Genomic DNA, 15,572 nt, shown 5'->3' with positions numbered 1-15,572 from the left:
CCGCGACACCGAGCAGGAAGAGCACGTCGGCCAGCGTCGCGGACTCCATGAGCCGTGCGATGACTGCGGCCAGCGCCAGCACGCCGACGCCGATGGCCGCCAGCGCCGGCATCGGCGACTCCGGTTCGCCGGCCTGCCGGGCGCGGCGGCGTGCCACGAAAACACCCACGTGCGCGCACAGCATGAGGAGCGCCGCGACCGTTCCGACGATCACCGCGTTGGGCAGCTGCATGGCCCACCCCCTTCGCACCGCTGCCCCCCTATCGACCGGGCCAGCGCGAATCGTCGTGAATCTGGCTCCGCCGTGCCCGCCTTCGTCGCCGCGCGGCCGCAGGAGGGCCCCGGTTAGGCCTCAGCCGCCTCCGACCTGCGCTTTCTTGGTCGATCGACCGAATCACGAGGCCCTGCCTCTGGCTTACCCTGGCTGCTATGGCACAGCTGCTCGGGATGACGATCGCCATCAACGCCGGTGACATCGACGACGTCCTCGACTTCTACACGCGCGTGTTCGGGCGCGGCCCCGACACCGCCCCGATGGACGACTTTCTCGAGTGGCAGATCTGCCCCGGCACGTGGCTGCAGCTGTCCACCGGGCACGATCGGCCCGGCGCCAACAACGCCCGCATGCGGTTCGAGGTGCGCGACATCGACGAGGCGGTGGGACGCATGGCCCAGGCCCAGGTGCCGATCGGCGAGATCGTGCGGGTGCCCGAGGTCGTGGCGTTCGCCAACTTCTCCGACAACTGGGGCAACGCCCTGGGCTTCTACCAGCTGCTCTCGGCGCGCCAGCTGACCACCGCGGAGGAGCGCCGCCTGCAAGAGGCCGAGCACGCCGCGCGCCAGGCCGCCCGCGATTCCGCCGATCAGCAGACCGAAGCCGCCGAAATCATCGATGAGCGCGCCGCCAAGCTGCCGCCGATCCCCGCGGACGGCTCTGTACCCGGCCAGACCGGGCCGACCCGCGCCGGCTGAGGCCGCTCGCGACGCCTGCCAGAGAATAGAGTGTTCGTTTTTGCTCACCAGACCGCGCAAAAACGAACACTGTAATCCGGGACTGGGGTTCAGGCTTCGGTGCCCTTGCGTTCCAGGGCGCGCACGAGGGTGACCAGCAGCGCATTGACGGGCGTCGGCACGCCCAGGTCGGCGCCGCGGCGCACGACGTACCCGTTGAGGTGGTCGATCTCGGTGGGCCGGCGCCGGGCCAGGTCTTGCGCGGTCGAGGAGCGCTGCGCCGGCATCGAGGTGGCGAGCGAGGCCACCGACGCAAGCTGCTCGGCCGCGAACTCGACGCCGTCGGCCGCAGCGACCGCCCGGCATTCGGCGACGATGTCCGCGAGCGTCTGGGGCACCCCGTCGACCTCGGCCAACCAGCCGTAGGGACGATCGGTGATCGCGGAGAGTGCGTTCCAGGCGCAGTTGGCGACGAGCTTGCCCCACAGGGCGGCGCGCACGTCACCGATCGCCACGGGGATGCCGGCCTCTTCGAACAGCGGCACGACCCGCGCGGCGCTCGGCGCGACGGCCAGATCACCGCGACCGTGGTGTCGCACGTGACCGGGGCCGGCCATCTCGGTGGCGACGTAGACGACGACGGGTTCGACCTGCTGGCCGGGCAGTTCGGCGGCAAGGCGATCGGCGTTGTCGACGCCGTTCTGCAGGCTCAACACGAGCGCCTCAGGCCGCAGCTGCCCCGCGAGCTCGCGGGCCGCGGTGGTCGAGTCGCCCGATTTCACCGCGACCAGCACGAGGTCGCAGTCGGCGAGCGCCGCGGCGTCGGTGGCGGCCTGCACCGGCACCAACTCGTCGAGTGACGCGGTCTGCACCCGCAGCCCCTCGCGCATCGCCTCGACGTGCGCGGAACGCCCCACGAGGGTGACGTCGTGCCCGGCCCGGGCCAGCATCCCGCCGTAGTAGCACCCGACCGCGCCGGCTCCCATGACCCCGATTCGCATCCGAATCCCCCTGTCGCTCGCTGTGACTGCCGTTGGCGCCGAGGCGACCGCCAACGGGCCGCCCGCAACCCGCACGCTACTCGGGTGGCCGAAGGCCCGGGCACCCTGACCGGCCGGTGGTTGCGGCGGGCTAACAGCGCCGACCGACCCGCTGGGCGTAGGCATCGAGGACCTCCAGGATGTCGGGCGCCCGCCAGACCCGATTGCGTGACCTGCCGGTGGATTCTCGAACGACGCCGGCCGCCACGAGGTCGCGCAGATGCACCCGCGCGGTGACGGTCGATGCACCCAGGTCGGCGGCGAGCACGTCGGCGGTCACGACCGGGCGGCGCACCAGCACGTCGAGCGTCCGCCAGATGGCCGAGTCGCTGCGCGCACGAATCGTGCTCGCCCAGTTCGTCCGCACTGCGGCGAGCTCGTCGAGCAGCACCGTGGCGGACTCGACTGCAGCCAGGGCCGCGCGCGCCACGCAGGCGACGATCGGCTCGGGGTCTCCCTGCCGGTACGCCGTGAGGGCCGCGAAGTAGCGGTCCCGTTCCACGAGCAGCCCCGCAGAGATGGGCACCGTCACGTGCGTGGTCACGCCGCTGTGCCGCAGGTGCGCATGCAGCAGCGCCCGGCCGGTCCGCCCGTTGCCGTCCGCGAACGGGTGGATGGTCTCGAATTGGGCATGCGCCAAGGCCGCGTGCACCAGCGGCGGCAGGTCGTCGCGGGCCAGAAACCGGGCCAGGTCCGCCATGGCCGGGGGCACATCCTCCGGCTGCGGAGGCACGAACTCGGCACCGACGGGCCCGAGGGCGGAGCCTCCGATCCATACCTGCTGGAGGCGCAGCCGCCCCGCGATGGCCGGCCATGATCCCTGCATGAGAGCCCGGTGCATCGCCAGGATCGCGCCGAGCGCATCGTCGGCGAGAGTGTCGGAAGCCGCCAGGGCCGCCTCCATCGCTCGCACGTTGCCCAGGATCATCGTGGGATTGACCTTGGCGTTCTCCCCGATCTCGGCTTCGGCGATGGCGCGCGCCGACGCCGTGAGGTTCTCGATGCGGCTGGAGGCGGCCGACTCCGAGCGCAGCAGGAGGGAGTTGTACGGCGTCAGCGTGCGGCCGGCGACGGCATCGAAGGAGGCCATCGCCCGGGTCGCCTCTTCGGTCTCGGCCATCAGGCGGGACGGCAGAGCGACGGGCGAGGGCGCGATGTTCGGCAGCACCGCTACCTCGTACGGCCCTGTTGCCGCGGCGAGCCGACGCCGCGAGACGGTCATCGCCGACTCGACCGGGCGCCAGTGGAGCGTTCGTGAGCCCGCAGCAGGCCACGTATCCCTTTCCATGATCCCATCATACGAAAGGCTAAGTACCTAGCCTTTCGTAACGCTCCCCACAGTGGAGCCTTCTCTTGACACCTCTTCGGTTCAGTGGTTCATTAGTCATGTAATGAACCACTGAAGGAGCCGAGCATGTTCGACGGGCGCGAGCCGATCTACGTGCAGATCGCGGAGTCGATCCGCGGCGAGGTGCTCTCCGGGGCCCTCACCGACGGCGACCAGGTGATGTCGACGACGCAGTACGCCACGACCTTCCGCATCAACCCGGCGACCGCCGCCAAGGCCTTCGCCGAGCTCGTCGACGAGGGCGTGCTCCTCAAGCGGCGCGGCATCGGGATGTTCGTCGCTGACGGAGCCGCCGACCGGCTGCGCGGGCAGCGGCGCGGCACGTTCTTCGCCGACCGCCTGGACCCCGTGCTGCACGAAGCCCGCCGCCTCGGCCTGAGCACCGCGGAGATCGTCGAGCACGTCGAGTACACGCTGAGCGACTCCACCCCACAGCTATCCACGCAAGAGCTATCCACGCAAGCCAGCGCAACCGGGAGAGGACGATGACGACAATGACCCAGCCCCACACCGGCCGATCGCAGACCGGGGGCAGCGGCGGCTCCGGTGCCGACCCGAGCGGGCTCGACGTTCACACCCGCGACCTGAGCCTGCGCTACGGCAAGACCCGCGCCCTCGATGACCTCGACCTCGACCTCGGCGCGGGCCGCATCCACGGACTGCTCGGCCGCAACGGCGCCGGCAAGACGACGCTGCTGTCCATCCTGGCCTCGCTACTGCCCTCCGGAGGCGGAGTCGTCGAGGTGGGCGGTCGCGATCCGTTCGAGGACGAGGAGCGGATGAGCCAGATCAGCCTCATTCGCGAGGGCGGCAACACCGTCGGCGACGAGACGCTGAGCTGGAACCTCGACCTGCACGCGGCGATTCGCCCGACCTTCGACCGCGACTGGGCCGGTCACCTGGTGACCCAATTCGGACTGAGCCCGGACGCCAAGCCGGACAAGCTCTCCCGCGGCCAGCGCTCCGCAGCCAACGCGATCCTCGGGCTGGCCGCCCGGGCGCCGCTGACGATGTTCGACGAGGTGCACCTGGGCATGGACGCACCCACGCGGCAGCTGTTCACCGACCTGCTCATCGCCGACGTGGTCGAGCACCCGCGCACGATCATCCTGTCCAGCCACCTGATCAGCGAGATCGAACACCTGCTGGAGACCGTGACCGTGCTGCACCACGGACGGCTGCTGCTGTCGGCGGAGGCCGACGACGTGCGCCGCCGCGGGGTGACGATCACCGGCCCGGTCGCCGCGGTCGACGCGCTGGGCCGCCAGCTGTCCGTGGTCGCCATGCGCGACCTCGGCCCGACTCGGCAGATCACGGCCTACGGCGAGCTCGACGAACGGCTGCTGGCCGATGCCGAGCGCGCCGGCCTGGAGGTCAGCGCGGCGCCGCTGCAGGACCTCTTCATCCATCTCACGGCCGACCCGACGGCCGGCAACACGTCCGGCAACACAGCCACGTCCGATCCGGAGGCACTGTCATGACCGCCACCACCCCGACCCGCACGACCTCCGGCACTACCCGCTGGCTGCGCCTGGCCGGCTGGCAGGTCTGGGGCTACGTGATCATCCTCGGCTGCTTCCTGCTCGCGGCGGCCGTCATCGCCGCCGTCGTGCTGACCGTCGTCGCCCGCAGCACGACCCCGACGATCTCGGCGCTGCAGTTCGCCCAGCAGGCGGCGCCCTGGTTCCTCTTCGGCGTCGCGATCCACTACTGCACCAGCTGGCTCGGCCCGCACGTGGTCGCCGGGCTGCCGCGCCGCAGCTTCGTGAAGGCCGCGGTCGTCGCGGCGGCCGGGGGTGCGGCACTCGGCGCCCTGGGCCTGGTCGTCCTGCTGTTCGCGGAGCGCTGGATCTACGGCCTGCTCGGCTGGAGCGCCGGTGCCGACTCGGGGCGGGTGCTGGCGACGCAGGCGCCGCTGCTGCCCTACCTTTGGGGACTCTTCCTGCTGCTCTTCCTCGCCGCCCTCACGGGCCTGGTCGTCGGCCTGAGCTACGTGCGCCTCGGCACGGTCGCGACGTTCCTGCTGCCGCTGACGCTGTCGCCGCTCCTGCTCGGCGGCCTGTTCGCCTTCGACACGGCCACCATGTTCGTGCCCGCGGTCATCCGCATCGAAGGCCTCCCGGTCAGCTGGTTGACTGGTCCGGGCAGTGGCGTCGCCGGCGCGCTCGTCGGCCTCGCCCTGGTCGGCGCCGCGCTCGTCGCGATCCATCTGCAGGCGCGGCGCATCCCCATCCGCAGCCCGCGCGCCTGAGCCCCTGCCGCCATCACCGACGAGCGCCCCCGGCACGAACGGGGGCGCTCGTCGTGTCGCCGCCGACGCACTCGTTCAGTCGATGAGGGTGAGCGAGAACCGGGAGGGCTCGACGGCGACGAGGGCGTGGCGGGCGCCGGGGGCCATGACGACCAGGTCGCCGACAGACAGCGTCTGCGTCTGCCCTTCGAGGGTGAAGGCGATGGCGCCGGCGAGCACCTGCACGATGGCGTTCTTGGGGGCGGAGTGCTCCGTGAGCCCCTGCTGCGTGTCGAGGGCGAAGTGCACGACCCGCACCCCCGGCTCGCTGACGACGACGCTCGTCTGGCGGCCGCCCGCCTCGATCGGCACCTCACCCGTCACCCCTGTGCGAAAACTGCTGTGTTCGATAGCCATTCGTACTCAACTCCTCGCTCCAGCGTCGGGCCCGCCCCGCTGGGACCGCACCGACGCACGCCTTTGTTTCAGTTCGGCGACGGACTGCCACACAACTCTGCGCAAAGAACCGTTTGGATGCTAGGTTTCCGTCGCTTAGTACGGACGGTATCGGGTTAATTCGCCCTCGACTCGGGCGACCCGACGCGCAACGAGAGGCAGGGCAGCCATGGCTAGCTCACCGGACCTGCGGCCCGGCGCACAGGACTCGAACGGCTCGGCCGGCGGCGGCGACCGCAGCCAGATGCTCATCGGCAAGGGCTGGGTGCAGGCCGTCGCCCTCGTCATGATCTTCGGCTTCTTCGTCATGGGCATCCTGGCCTACCGCACCTACACGGCCTCGATGCCGATGCCCACCAAGGTCGTTGCCCAGGACGGCCGGACCGTCTTCACCGGCGCCGACATCACCGCCGGTCAAGAGCTGTTCCAGGCCCGCGGCCTCATGCAGTACGGCTCGATCATGGGCCACGGCGGCTACCTGGGCCCCGACTTCACCGCCGATTACCTGCGCCGCTCGACCGAGTACGTCGAAGGGCAATACCGCACCCAAGGGGTGCAGGACCCGCGCGGGACGGTCATCAGCGAGTTCCGCGCGAACCGCTTCGATCCCGCCTCCGGTGATCTCGTCTACACCCCGTCGCAAATCGCGGCCTACGAGCAACTCGTCGCCCACTACACGAACTTCTTCGGCCCCCAAGCCCGCAGCAATGGCCTCAAAGCCGACGCGATCACCGACCCGACGCAGATCCGGCAACTCACGGCGTTCTTCTCCTGGACCGCCTGGGCCAGCGCCGCACAACGCCCGGGCCACGACTACAGCTACACCAACAACTGGCCCATGGAGCCGCGCGTCGACAACCACCCGACGGCCGACCTCATCGTCTGGTCGACGCTCTCGCTGATCGCGCTCATCGGCGGCACCGGCCTGCTGTTCGCGATCTATGGGCGGTGGAGTCGCAAGATCGGCTGGCATTCCGAAGAGGCACCGACCATCCACTTCCGGCAACCCGGGGAGGTCGGGTTGACCCGATCGCAACGGGCCACGGCGTGGTTCTTCTTCGTGGTCGCCCTGCTCTTCCTCATCCAAACTCTGCTCGGCGCCCTCGCGGAGCACTATCGCGCCGACATCAGCAGCTTCTTCGGTCTCGACTTCATCGTCGACCTGCTGCCCTTCAACCTCGCGCGCACCTGGCACTTGCAACTGTCGTTGTTCTGGACCGCCGCGTCCTTCCTGGCGGCCGGCATCTTCCTCACCCCGTTCATCGCCAAGAAGGAGCCGAAGTACCAGCACGTGCTGGCCTACATCCTGCTCGGCGCCGTCGCCTTCGTCGTCTTCGGATCCCTGGCCGCCGAGGCCCTCTCGATCCACGGAGTCTCGTGGGCCAAGGGTCCGCTGTTCGCGCAGCAGTGGGAGTACCTGGACCTGCCGCGCGTCTTCCAGGTGCTGCTCACTGCAGGCCTGTTCATCTGGATCGCCATCATCTACCGCGGCATCCGCTCGCGCCTGAAGGGCGAGTCCAAGGGCAACATGCCGTGGATGTTCTTCTTCGCCGCGTTGGCGATTCCCGCCTTCTACGCGGTCGGCCTGCTGGCCCGCACGGATTCGCACCTGACGGTGGCGGAGTTCTGGCGGTTCTGGGTCGTGCACCTGTGGGTCGAGGACTTCCTCGAGTTGTTCACGACCGTCATGGTCGCCTACATCTTCGTGATGCTCGGGGTCGTGCGGGAGAAGATCGCGCTCGGCATCATCTTCCTCGACATCATTCTTTACTCCTTGGGCGGCGTCATCGGCACGATGCACCACCTGTACTTCTCCGGCACTCCGGTCGAGCACATGGCGCTCGGCGCCTTCTTCAGCGCCGCGGAGGTCATCCCTTTGACGTTCCTGACAGTCGAGGCGTGGGCCTTCATGCAATTGGGAGCCCGGCAGGAGTCGCGCACCGACGCGCCGTTCCCGCACCGCTGGGCGGTCATGTTCCTCGTCGCCGTCGGCTTCTGGAACTTCCTCGGAGCGGGCGTCTTCGGCTTCCTCATCAACCTGCCGATCATCTCCTACTACGAAATCGGGACGGCCCTGACCGCCAACCACGGGCACGCCGCGATGATGGGCGTCTACGGCATGCTCGGGGTCGGATTGGCGATCTTCGCATTGCGCTATCTCATCCCCCGCGACAAATGGCCCGAGAAGCTCGTCAAGGTCTCGTTCTGGAGCCTGAACATCGGCCTGGCGTGGATGGTCTTCGCGACGCTGTTGCCGCTCGGCGTGCTCCAGCTGTACCAGTCGGTCGGCAACGGCTATTACGAGGCGCGCTCCCTGGGTTACCTCACGAACACGACGAACACGCTGTTGGAGTGGGGCCGGTTGCCCGGCGACCTCATCTTCATCTTCGGGGGCTGCCTCCCGTTCCTGTGGGTCGCCTTCCAGGGGCTGCGGCACTTCCGGCACGGCAAGACCGTGGAGGAGTTTCCCGAGCAGGTGCTCTACACGGAGATCGAGCCCGGCAAGAAGTCGAAGTGGTGAGCCTGTCGTGAGCCCGCCCTCGACCGCGGTCGTGCTGGTCTGCCTGTACGCGGCGTGCCTGCTCGTGGTGGCGGTCCTCTTCGACCGGTTGGGCGCCCGCAGCGCCCTGCGGTCGGCGGCGTGGCGCACCGGCAACTTCATCTACCACGAGGATGCCGACGCCTGGCGCTGCCACGAGGACCAGTGGTTGTGGCCGGCCTCGTTCGACCCCGACAAGCGGGTCATCCGCTACGCCGGGCAGCACGCGATCTGCGGTCGCTGCCCGGCCAAGGCGGAGTGCTCGCCCACCCCGGGCCCGCGCGAGCTGACCCGTCAGGTGGACCCGTGGCCGCACAGCGAGGCGGGCCGGTTCCACCGCGGCGTGAGCCTGGCCATCGCGGCCGTCGCGCTCATGATGGTGCTGGTGATGCTGCTGTTCGGGGCCACCGACGGCGCTGACGTCATCCTGCTGGTCGCGGCACTGGCCCTGACGGCCGCGGTCGGCATCCCGCTGGCACGGCATCTGTGGAACACCCCCGACGGCTTTCCCCAGCACCTCGTGCAGGAGGCCAGCGGCGCCGGCGACCCCGTCGGTGCGCCCGGCCCGCTCGCGACCGCCGACGTAGACGCCGTGCTCGCGCGGCACCGCCGCGCCGGCACCCAGCTGCCGACTCCCCGCTACCGCAGCGACCGGCTCAGCAACACACCCAGCGACACACCCGGCGAACGACCCACCCAGCAAAGGAAAGCCTGAATGCCCTACTGGAGCGTGCCGGTCGCGGCACTCGTGGTCGCGATCGGGATTCTGGCGTGGCTGTCGATCAAGGTGGTGCCGCAGTACGAGCGCGGCGTGGTCTTTCGGCTCGGGCGGCTGCGGCCGCTGTACGACCCGGGGCTGCACCTGCTGATCCCGGGAGTCGATCGGATGCAGCGGGTGGACACCCGCATCGTGACGTTGACGATCCCGCCGCAGGAGGTCATCACCAAGGACAACGTGCCGGCACGGGTCAACGCCGTCGTGCTGTTCAACGTCATCGACCCGATCCCCGCGATCATGGAGGTCGAGAACTACGCGGTGGCCACCAGCCAGATCGCCCAGACGACGCTGCGCTCGGTGCTCGGCCGCGCGGACCTCGACACGCTGCTGGCCCACCGCGACGACCTCAACGCCGCCCTGCGCGAGATCATCGAGAACCTCACCCAGCCGTGGGGGGTCACGGTGCGCCTCGTGGAGATCAAGGACGTCGAGATCCCCGAGCAGATGCAGCGTGCGATGGCCCGCGAGGCCGAGGCGGAGCGGGAGCGGCGGGCCAAGGTCATCAACGCCCGCGGTGAGCTGCAGGCCAGCGAGGAGCTGCGCCAGGCCGCCGACACCCTCAGCCGCAGCCCCGCTTCCCTGCAGCTGCGGTATTTGCAGACGCTGCTGGAGCTGGGCGCCGACCAGAACTCCACCGTCGTCTTCCCGCTGCCCATGGACATCGTCGGGCCGCTGCTCGGCAAGCTCGGCGTCACCGCCCCGGCACCGGCCCCGCCGCCCTCGACGCAGGTCACGGAGCCTGAGAGCAGCGCCGCCACCCCCTGACAGCCGCCGATTTCGTGCTGCGGGCAGGTCGCGGTACAGTTTCTTTCCGTTGCGCTCGGCGCGACGAGCACCCGTAGCTCAACGGATAGAGCATCTGACTACGGATCAGAAGGTTTGGGGTTCGAATCCCTACGGGTGCGCCAGCAACACCACGACACCAAGACGCCCCGACACTGCACGCGCAGGTCGGGGCGTTGGCGTCTCTGTGGGTGGGCGCCCGACCGTCCTGTGGGTGGGCAGGCCATTGTCGCCGCTACTGGATGCCGTCTAGCCTGGTCGCAGGGCCGTTTCGTATTTCTATTCGAAGTGGTGGCACGCGGCCCGGCCCTGACGGTGAGTTCGCGCGCGATCCATCGACCCGCGTCCACGGTGACGCTGCGTCCGCCACTTGGGTGTGCGGAGCTGAGCCATGAGCGCTGAACCGGTCCCGACCAACGACATCCCCGACGGCGCTGTGCTGGTCAGCGTTGCGGGCGACGATCTCGACGAAACGTGCCTGGCGTGGGCGGCTGCGGCGGCCCAACGCACGGGCCGTCCCCTGCACGTGGTGCATGCCCGCGACGAGGCAGCACTGATGGGCCCCGATCCCGCGATGGGCGGCTGGGCCGTTCACACGATCGAGGTCCCCAAGGGCGATCCCTTCCTCGACGACACCCTGCGACAGGCCCGTGAGCGCTGGCCCGAGCTGGAGATCTCCGGCTCCGCTCCGTTCGGCCGCCGCGAGAAGGTGCTGCTGGACGCCAGCCCCAACGCCTACATGAGCGTGGTCGGCGCGCCCAAACGCACCGGCCTGCAACGCTTCTTCCTCTCCCGACCGTCGCTGGCGGCGGCGATGCACTCGGCCTGCCCGGTCGTCATCGTCCCCCACGGGGTGCGTCCCGAACCCGATGGCCCGGTCGTCGTCGCGGTCGACGGCAGCGGGCACAGCCGCTTCGCGCTCGACCGCGCCTTCACGGTGGCCCGGACTCGCGGCGACCAGCTCATCGTCGTCACGACCTTCACCCTGCGCATGGAGGAAGGGGTCGTCGTCACTGAGGCCGGCACCACCGCCTCCTGGGAGTCGGCGCAGGAGCACGCTCGCGCGGTCACGCAGGAGATGGTCGAGCAGGTGCGACAGAACTACCCGGAGGTCGAGGTGGAGGTGAAGGTGCTGGGCGGTCACCCCTCCTCGGTGATCACGGCGATGTCGAAGGAGGCCGGGCTGATCGTGCTCGGCAGCCGTGGCCGCGGCGGATTCACCGGCATGCTGCTCGGCTCGACGACGCACGAGGTCATCGAGACGGCAACCTGCCCGGTGCTCGTCGCCCGACGCAACGAAGCCGCGTGACGAGCTGGCGCGAGCTGCCGATCTGGCACGGCGACCAACGACTGACGGCCACCGGACAATGACGTCCGGTGGCCGTCGCAGGGCACCGCTCAGGCGTGCCGGTCGGCGTTCGCGTGCACGGCGTCCCGCACGTACTGGGCCAGGCCCGCGGCGATGTCCTCATACGTCTTGGTGAACCGCTCGTCGCCGACGTACATCTCCGCCAGGTTGCGGTGAAAGTCGTGGTCGAGGTCGTAGAACCGGTCGGCGATGTGCCGCCGGTGTGCCTCGGCCGCGTCCATGGCGGCCTCGCTCGTCGCCGGCTGACCGGAGGTCAGGGCCGCGACGAACGCCGCGTTGATCGCGTCACCCTCGGCCTTGATCGCCTCCCAGTCGGCCTTGGTGTAGGCCGCCGTCCGCTTCGCCGACTGCGCCCACTGCGGGGTGTCGCCCCAGCGCTCCTGCGCCTCGGCCTGGTACTCCTCCTTGAAGCCATCGCCGAAGAGCTCCCTCATGTCGGCCGTCGTCATCTGCTCGTTGCTCATGTCCTTCTCCAATGCGTGGTCGATGGCCGTCACGAGTTCGCGCAACTCGTCCAGCCGGTGCATGACCGCTGCGCGTTGACGGGTCAGGTGATCCCGCACGCTGGCCGGGTCGGCCAGCAGCTGCGCCACCTCATCCAGAGAGAAGCCCAGCCGCCGGTAGACCACGACCGTCGAGAGCCGCACCAGGTCGTCGTGGGTGTACACCCGGTAGCCGGCAGGGCTGCGCTCGCCGGGGACGACCAGGCCGATCTCGTCGTAGTGGTGCAGGGTGCGCACGGTGAGATCGAAGAGGTCTGCCACCGCTCCGACGCTCATCCGCGCGCCCTGTGCTTGCGTGGGAAGACCTTGTGCTTGCGTGGGAAGCCCCTGCGCCTGCGTGGGAAGCCCGCCTGTCTCGGTCATGACTCCACGGTGACGCCTCACGTCACGTGAGGGTCAAGCGCCGCGCACAACTCCCGCTCCCCTCCCTCGAAAACAGGACAAAAGGGATATCGAGCGGCCCGAATCGTGGGAGTGTGCAAAATACCGGGTCGAAGGGCCCTACCGCCGCAACGCACCTGGCCCTACTTTGTGAGCGTCATCACAATCGGTTCGGGCAACGACCACACCGCAGTGGCAGAAATCCCGTACCGTGGTTGGCACTGTAAGCGCCCACCCTGGTCAACCAACCGGGACCACACGGCCGCTACTCGCCACCGCGAGGTGGTGGCTGCGACCCGGTCGGCTCGTGGGCAACTCACCGTCGAGATGCGCAGGAGCGAGGAGCCATGACCGCGACCACCACCACTACGAACATCCCCACCACCGGTGGCACCAGCCACGCCGAGCTGGCCCAGTGGGTAGCTGAGGTCGCCGAACTGACGACCCCCGACCGCATCGTCTGGTGCGACGGATCCCGCGCGGAGTGGGACCAGCTGACCAGCGACCTCGTCGACTCCGGCACCTTCGTGCGCCTGGAGCAGAAGCCGAACTCGTTCTGGGCCGCCTCCGACCCCACCGACGTCGCTCGCGTCGAAGACCGCACCTACATCTGCTCCCCCGATGAGCAGGGCGCGGGTCCGACCAACAACTGGATGGACCCCGACGAGATGAAGGGGCTCATGAGCGACCTGTACCGGGGGTGCATGCGCGGGCGCACGATGTACGTCATCCCGTTCGTCATGGGTCACCTCGAGGCCGACATCCCCATGTACGGCGTCGAGATCACCGACTCTGCCTACGTCGTCGTCTCGATGCACATCATGGCGCGCGTCGGCTCCGCGGTCCTGAAGCAGATGGAGGAGACCGACGCCGGCTACGTCAAGGGCCTGCACTCGGTGGGTTACCCGCTGGAAGAGGGCCAGGCGGACGTGCCGTGGCCGTGCAACGACACCAAGTACATCGTGCACTTCCCGCACGAGCGCACGATCTGGAGCTATGGCTCCGGCTACGGCGGCAACGCCCTGCTGGGCAAGAAGTGCTACGCGCTGCGCATCGCCTCGGCGATGGCCCACGACGAGGGCTGGATGGCCGAGCACATGCTCATCCTCAAGCTGACCAACCCCGAGGGCAAGGTGCACTACATCGCGGCGGCTTTCCCGAGCGCCTGCGGCAAGACGAACCTGGCCATGATCGAGCCGACGATCCCCGGCTGGAAGGCCGAGATGGTCGGCGACGACATCGCCTGGATGCGGTTCCGCGACGGCAAGCTGTACGCCGTCAACCCCGAGAACGGCCTGTTCGGCGTGGCGCCAGGCACCGGCAAGGCGACCAACGCCAACGCGATCCTGGCCATCGAGGGCGGCAACTCGATCTTCACCAACGTCGCGCGCACGCCCGACGGCGACGTCTGGTGGGAGGGCATGACCAAGGAGGCGCCCGAGCACCTCATCGACTGGCACGGCAACGAGTGGACGCCGGCCGACGGTGAAGCGGGCACCCTTTCCGCGCACCCGAACAGCCGGTTCTGCACCCCGATCGTGCAGACCCCCTGCGCGGCACCGGAGTTCAACGACCCCAACGGGGTGCCGATCTCCGCGATCCTGTTCGGCGGCCGCCGCAAGACGACGGTTCCGCTGGTCACGCAGGCCCGCGACTGGGACCACGGCACGTTCATCGGCTCCACCGTCTCCTCGGAGACGACCGCCGCCGCTGCGGGTGCGGTCGGCGTGGTGCGCCGCGACCCAATGGCGATGCTGCCCTTCATCGGCTACAACGCCGGCGACTACCTGCAGCACTGGGTAAACCTCGGTAAGGAGCACGCCGGCGCGATGCCGGAGGTCTTCCTCGTCAACTGGTTCCGCCGCGACGCCGACGGTGGCTTCGCGTGGCCGGGCTTCGGCGAGAACAGCCGCGTGCTCAAGTGGATCGTCGACCGGCTCGAAGGCAACGTCGATGCGGTCGAGACCCCCATCGGTCTGGTTCCGGCCGCGGGCGACCTGGACACCGACGGCCTCGACGTCTCGGCCGAGCAGCTCGAGGCCGCGACCCGCTTCGACTCCGAGGAGTGGCGCGCCGAGGTGCCGCTCATCGAGGAGTGGTTCACCAAGTTCGGCGACAAGCTCCCGCCGGAGCTCTCCGCCGAGCTCGACAACCTCAAGAAGGCCCTCGACTGAAGTTTCGCTCCCGCGTAGGCCGCTGACCACGGCCTACGCACCTTTCGACGGCGGCGCGTCCCCCTTGTGGGGGCGCGCCGCCGCTGCATGTCGTGGGGCCGCCTCCACCTCAAGGGGGAGGCGGCCGAGCCGATCCTGCGCCGATCTGCGGCAGGCTCCCCCTCCGGTTTCGCCCGTCGGGGGGATCTGCTGCGGCGGGGGTTCGCGGAAAAGTGGAGGTCAAGCAAGCACTTACGCCGCAACCGACGTGGAGAGGCCAGAGCCATGACGCAGCAGACCACGACCACCGCTCTCGACAGCACGACCGAGCCCGCCGCCGCACCGGCCGACGAGCGCGCGGAGCGGCGGGCGGAGCGACGCAGCCTGGCGCGCACGTTCGGGCTCGACATCGTCGGCCCCATCGCGCTCTACCACCTGCTGATCCGCCAGGGCGTCGACATCGTCCCGGCCCTGGTCATCTCCGGTGCGCTGCCGGCAGTCGGCATCGGCCTCGACCTGGTGCGCGGGCGCCGCGTCGGCGGCCTGAGCCTGCTGGTGCTCGGCGGCATCGCGATCTCCGTCATCGCCGCGCTCATCACCGACGACCCGCGCTTCATCCTCCTGGAGGGGGCCGTCACCTCCGCCGTCGCCGGCACCTTCGCGCTCGTCACCCTGGCCACCCGGCGCACACTCATCGAGTTGTTCGCCACCGGCGCGGCCCCCGAGGACACCGCCAAGGGCGCGCGGCTGGCCGAGCTCTTCACTCGTCCCGATGTCCGGGCCATCTCCCGACAGGTGACCGTCGTCTTCGCCGCGGTCTTCTTCGCCTCCGCCGCCGCGCAGGCCGCCCTCGCCTGGTGGGCTCCGGTCTCAATCGCGTTCGCCTACAACCGATTCGGGTTCATCCCGTGCCTGGCGGTCATCGCCGGCGCCTCGTGGTTGCTGTTCCGCGCCGCCCGCACCCGCGGCGACCTGCAGTTTCCCGAGTGGGACGCGACCCGAGCTCGCTGAGGTGACGTCACAGACACCGCTGCGATGACG

The 15,572-nt window shown here is 69.5% G+C and carries 15 protein-coding genes and 1 tRNA gene; 11 read left to right on the top strand and 5 right to left on the bottom strand.

Going from position 1 to position 15,572, the window contains the following annotated elements; all coding sequences use genetic code 11:
- Nucleotides 1-232: hypothetical protein (locus KILIM_RS14345; RefSeq protein ID WP_040563479.1), on the bottom strand; the 232-nt coding region annotated here is incomplete at its 3' end.
- Nucleotides 233-429: 197 nt separating this feature from the next.
- On the opposite strand from KILIM_RS14345, the gene KILIM_RS14340 reads away from it, so the two are divergent.
- Nucleotides 430-972, top strand: a complete 543-nt coding sequence (locus tag KILIM_RS14340) for a VOC family protein (protein ID WP_006593434.1) — start codon at nt 430-432, stop codon at nt 970-972.
- An 89-nt stretch (nt 973-1,061) separates the two neighbouring features.
- On the opposite strand, the gene KILIM_RS14335 is transcribed toward KILIM_RS14340, so the two are convergent.
- The gene (locus KILIM_RS14335) at nt 1,062-1,952 is read right to left on the bottom strand and encodes a ketopantoate reductase family protein (protein WP_006593433.1); all 891 of its coding nucleotides are present in this window, start codon (nt 1,950-1,952) and stop codon (nt 1,062-1,064) included.
- 130 nt (nt 1,953-2,082) lie between these two features.
- A complete protein-coding gene (locus KILIM_RS14330) occupies nt 2,083-3,279 on the bottom strand; it encodes a Fic family protein (RefSeq protein ID WP_051988802.1) in 1,197 nt (398 codons plus the stop codon).
- A 126-nt stretch (nt 3,280-3,405) separates the two neighbouring features.
- Between KILIM_RS14330 and KILIM_RS14325 the strand changes: the two genes are divergently transcribed.
- From KILIM_RS14325 to KILIM_RS14315, 3 genes are read left to right on the top strand one after another with little or no spacing between them, the layout of a single operon-like run.
- Nucleotides 3,406-3,828 (top strand): GntR family transcriptional regulator, encoded by a 423-nt coding sequence (locus tag KILIM_RS14325; protein WP_006593431.1) that lies wholly within the window; start codon nt 3,406-3,408, stop codon nt 3,826-3,828.
- Nucleotides 3,825-4,820 (top strand): ATP-binding cassette domain-containing protein, encoded by a 996-nt coding sequence (locus KILIM_RS14320; RefSeq protein WP_255247663.1) that lies wholly within the window; start codon nt 3,825-3,827, stop codon nt 4,818-4,820. Before KILIM_RS14325 ends, KILIM_RS14320 begins: the two co-directional genes overlap by 4 nt.
- Nucleotides 4,817-5,590: a hypothetical protein gene (locus tag KILIM_RS14315; protein ID WP_006593429.1), complete on the top strand. Its 774-nt coding sequence runs from the start codon at nt 4,817-4,819 to the stop codon at nt 5,588-5,590. The genes KILIM_RS14320 and KILIM_RS14315 overlap by 4 nt, the downstream gene beginning before the upstream one ends.
- A 75-nt stretch (nt 5,591-5,665) precedes the next feature.
- Here KILIM_RS14315 and KILIM_RS14310 read toward each other — a convergent pair whose 3' ends face one another.
- Nucleotides 5,666-5,986, bottom strand: coding sequence for a cupin domain-containing protein (locus tag KILIM_RS14310; protein WP_006593428.1), 321 nt, complete (start codon nt 5,984-5,986; stop codon nt 5,666-5,668).
- Nucleotides 5,987-6,194: 208 nt separating this feature from the next.
- Here KILIM_RS14310 and KILIM_RS14305 point away from each other — a divergent pair, with 208 nt between their 5' ends.
- The 5 genes from KILIM_RS14305 to KILIM_RS14285 all read left to right on the top strand — a co-directional run bounded on the left by KILIM_RS14305 (nt 6,195) and on the right by KILIM_RS14285 (nt 11,434).
- Entirely contained in the window at nt 6,195-8,546 is a 2,352-nt protein-coding gene (locus tag KILIM_RS14305; RefSeq protein WP_006593427.1) for a nitric-oxide reductase large subunit, read from the top strand.
- Nucleotides 8,547-8,553: 7 nt separating this feature from the next.
- Nucleotides 8,554-9,279: a hypothetical protein gene (locus KILIM_RS14300; protein WP_006593426.1), complete on the top strand. Its 726-nt coding sequence runs from the start codon at nt 8,554-8,556 to the stop codon at nt 9,277-9,279.
- Entirely contained in the window at nt 9,280-10,107 is an 828-nt protein-coding gene (locus KILIM_RS14295) for a slipin family protein (RefSeq protein ID WP_006593425.1), read from the top strand. It begins immediately after the preceding gene.
- Nucleotides 10,108-10,174: 67 nt separating this feature from the next.
- Nucleotides 10,175-10,250 (top strand) — tRNA-Arg (locus tag KILIM_RS14290).
- Nucleotides 10,251-10,516: 266 nt separating this feature from the next.
- Entirely contained in the window at nt 10,517-11,434 is a 918-nt protein-coding gene (locus KILIM_RS14285; protein ID WP_006593424.1) for a universal stress protein, read from the top strand.
- A gap of 89 nt (nt 11,435-11,523) precedes the next feature.
- Here the strand turns inward: KILIM_RS14285 and KILIM_RS14280 are convergent, their stop codons facing one another.
- The gene (locus KILIM_RS14280; protein ID WP_040563477.1) at nt 11,524-12,273 is read right to left on the bottom strand and encodes a MerR family transcriptional regulator; all 750 of its coding nucleotides are present in this window, start codon (nt 12,271-12,273) and stop codon (nt 11,524-11,526) included.
- Nucleotides 12,274-12,725: 452 nt separating this feature from the next.
- Here KILIM_RS14280 and KILIM_RS14275 point away from each other — a divergent pair, with 452 nt between their 5' ends.
- Together KILIM_RS14275 and KILIM_RS22505 are read left to right on the top strand one after the other, a co-directional pair.
- On the top strand, nt 12,726-14,552 hold the full coding sequence (locus tag KILIM_RS14275; protein ID WP_006593422.1) for a phosphoenolpyruvate carboxykinase (GTP): 1,827 nt from the start codon (nt 12,726-12,728) through the stop codon (nt 14,550-14,552).
- A 264-nt stretch (nt 14,553-14,816) separates the two neighbouring features.
- Nucleotides 14,817-15,542 (top strand): VC0807 family protein, encoded by a 726-nt coding sequence (locus KILIM_RS22505; protein ID WP_006593421.1) that lies wholly within the window; start codon nt 14,817-14,819, stop codon nt 15,540-15,542.
- The last annotated feature ends 30 nt before the right edge of the window (nt 15,543-15,572 follow it).

Source organism: Kineosphaera limosa NBRC 100340, from assembly GCF_000298215.1.
Classification (GTDB): domain Bacteria; phylum Actinomycetota; class Actinomycetes; order Actinomycetales; family Dermatophilaceae; genus Kineosphaera; species Kineosphaera limosa.
This window is presented reverse-complemented; position numbering and strand designations above follow the sequence as displayed.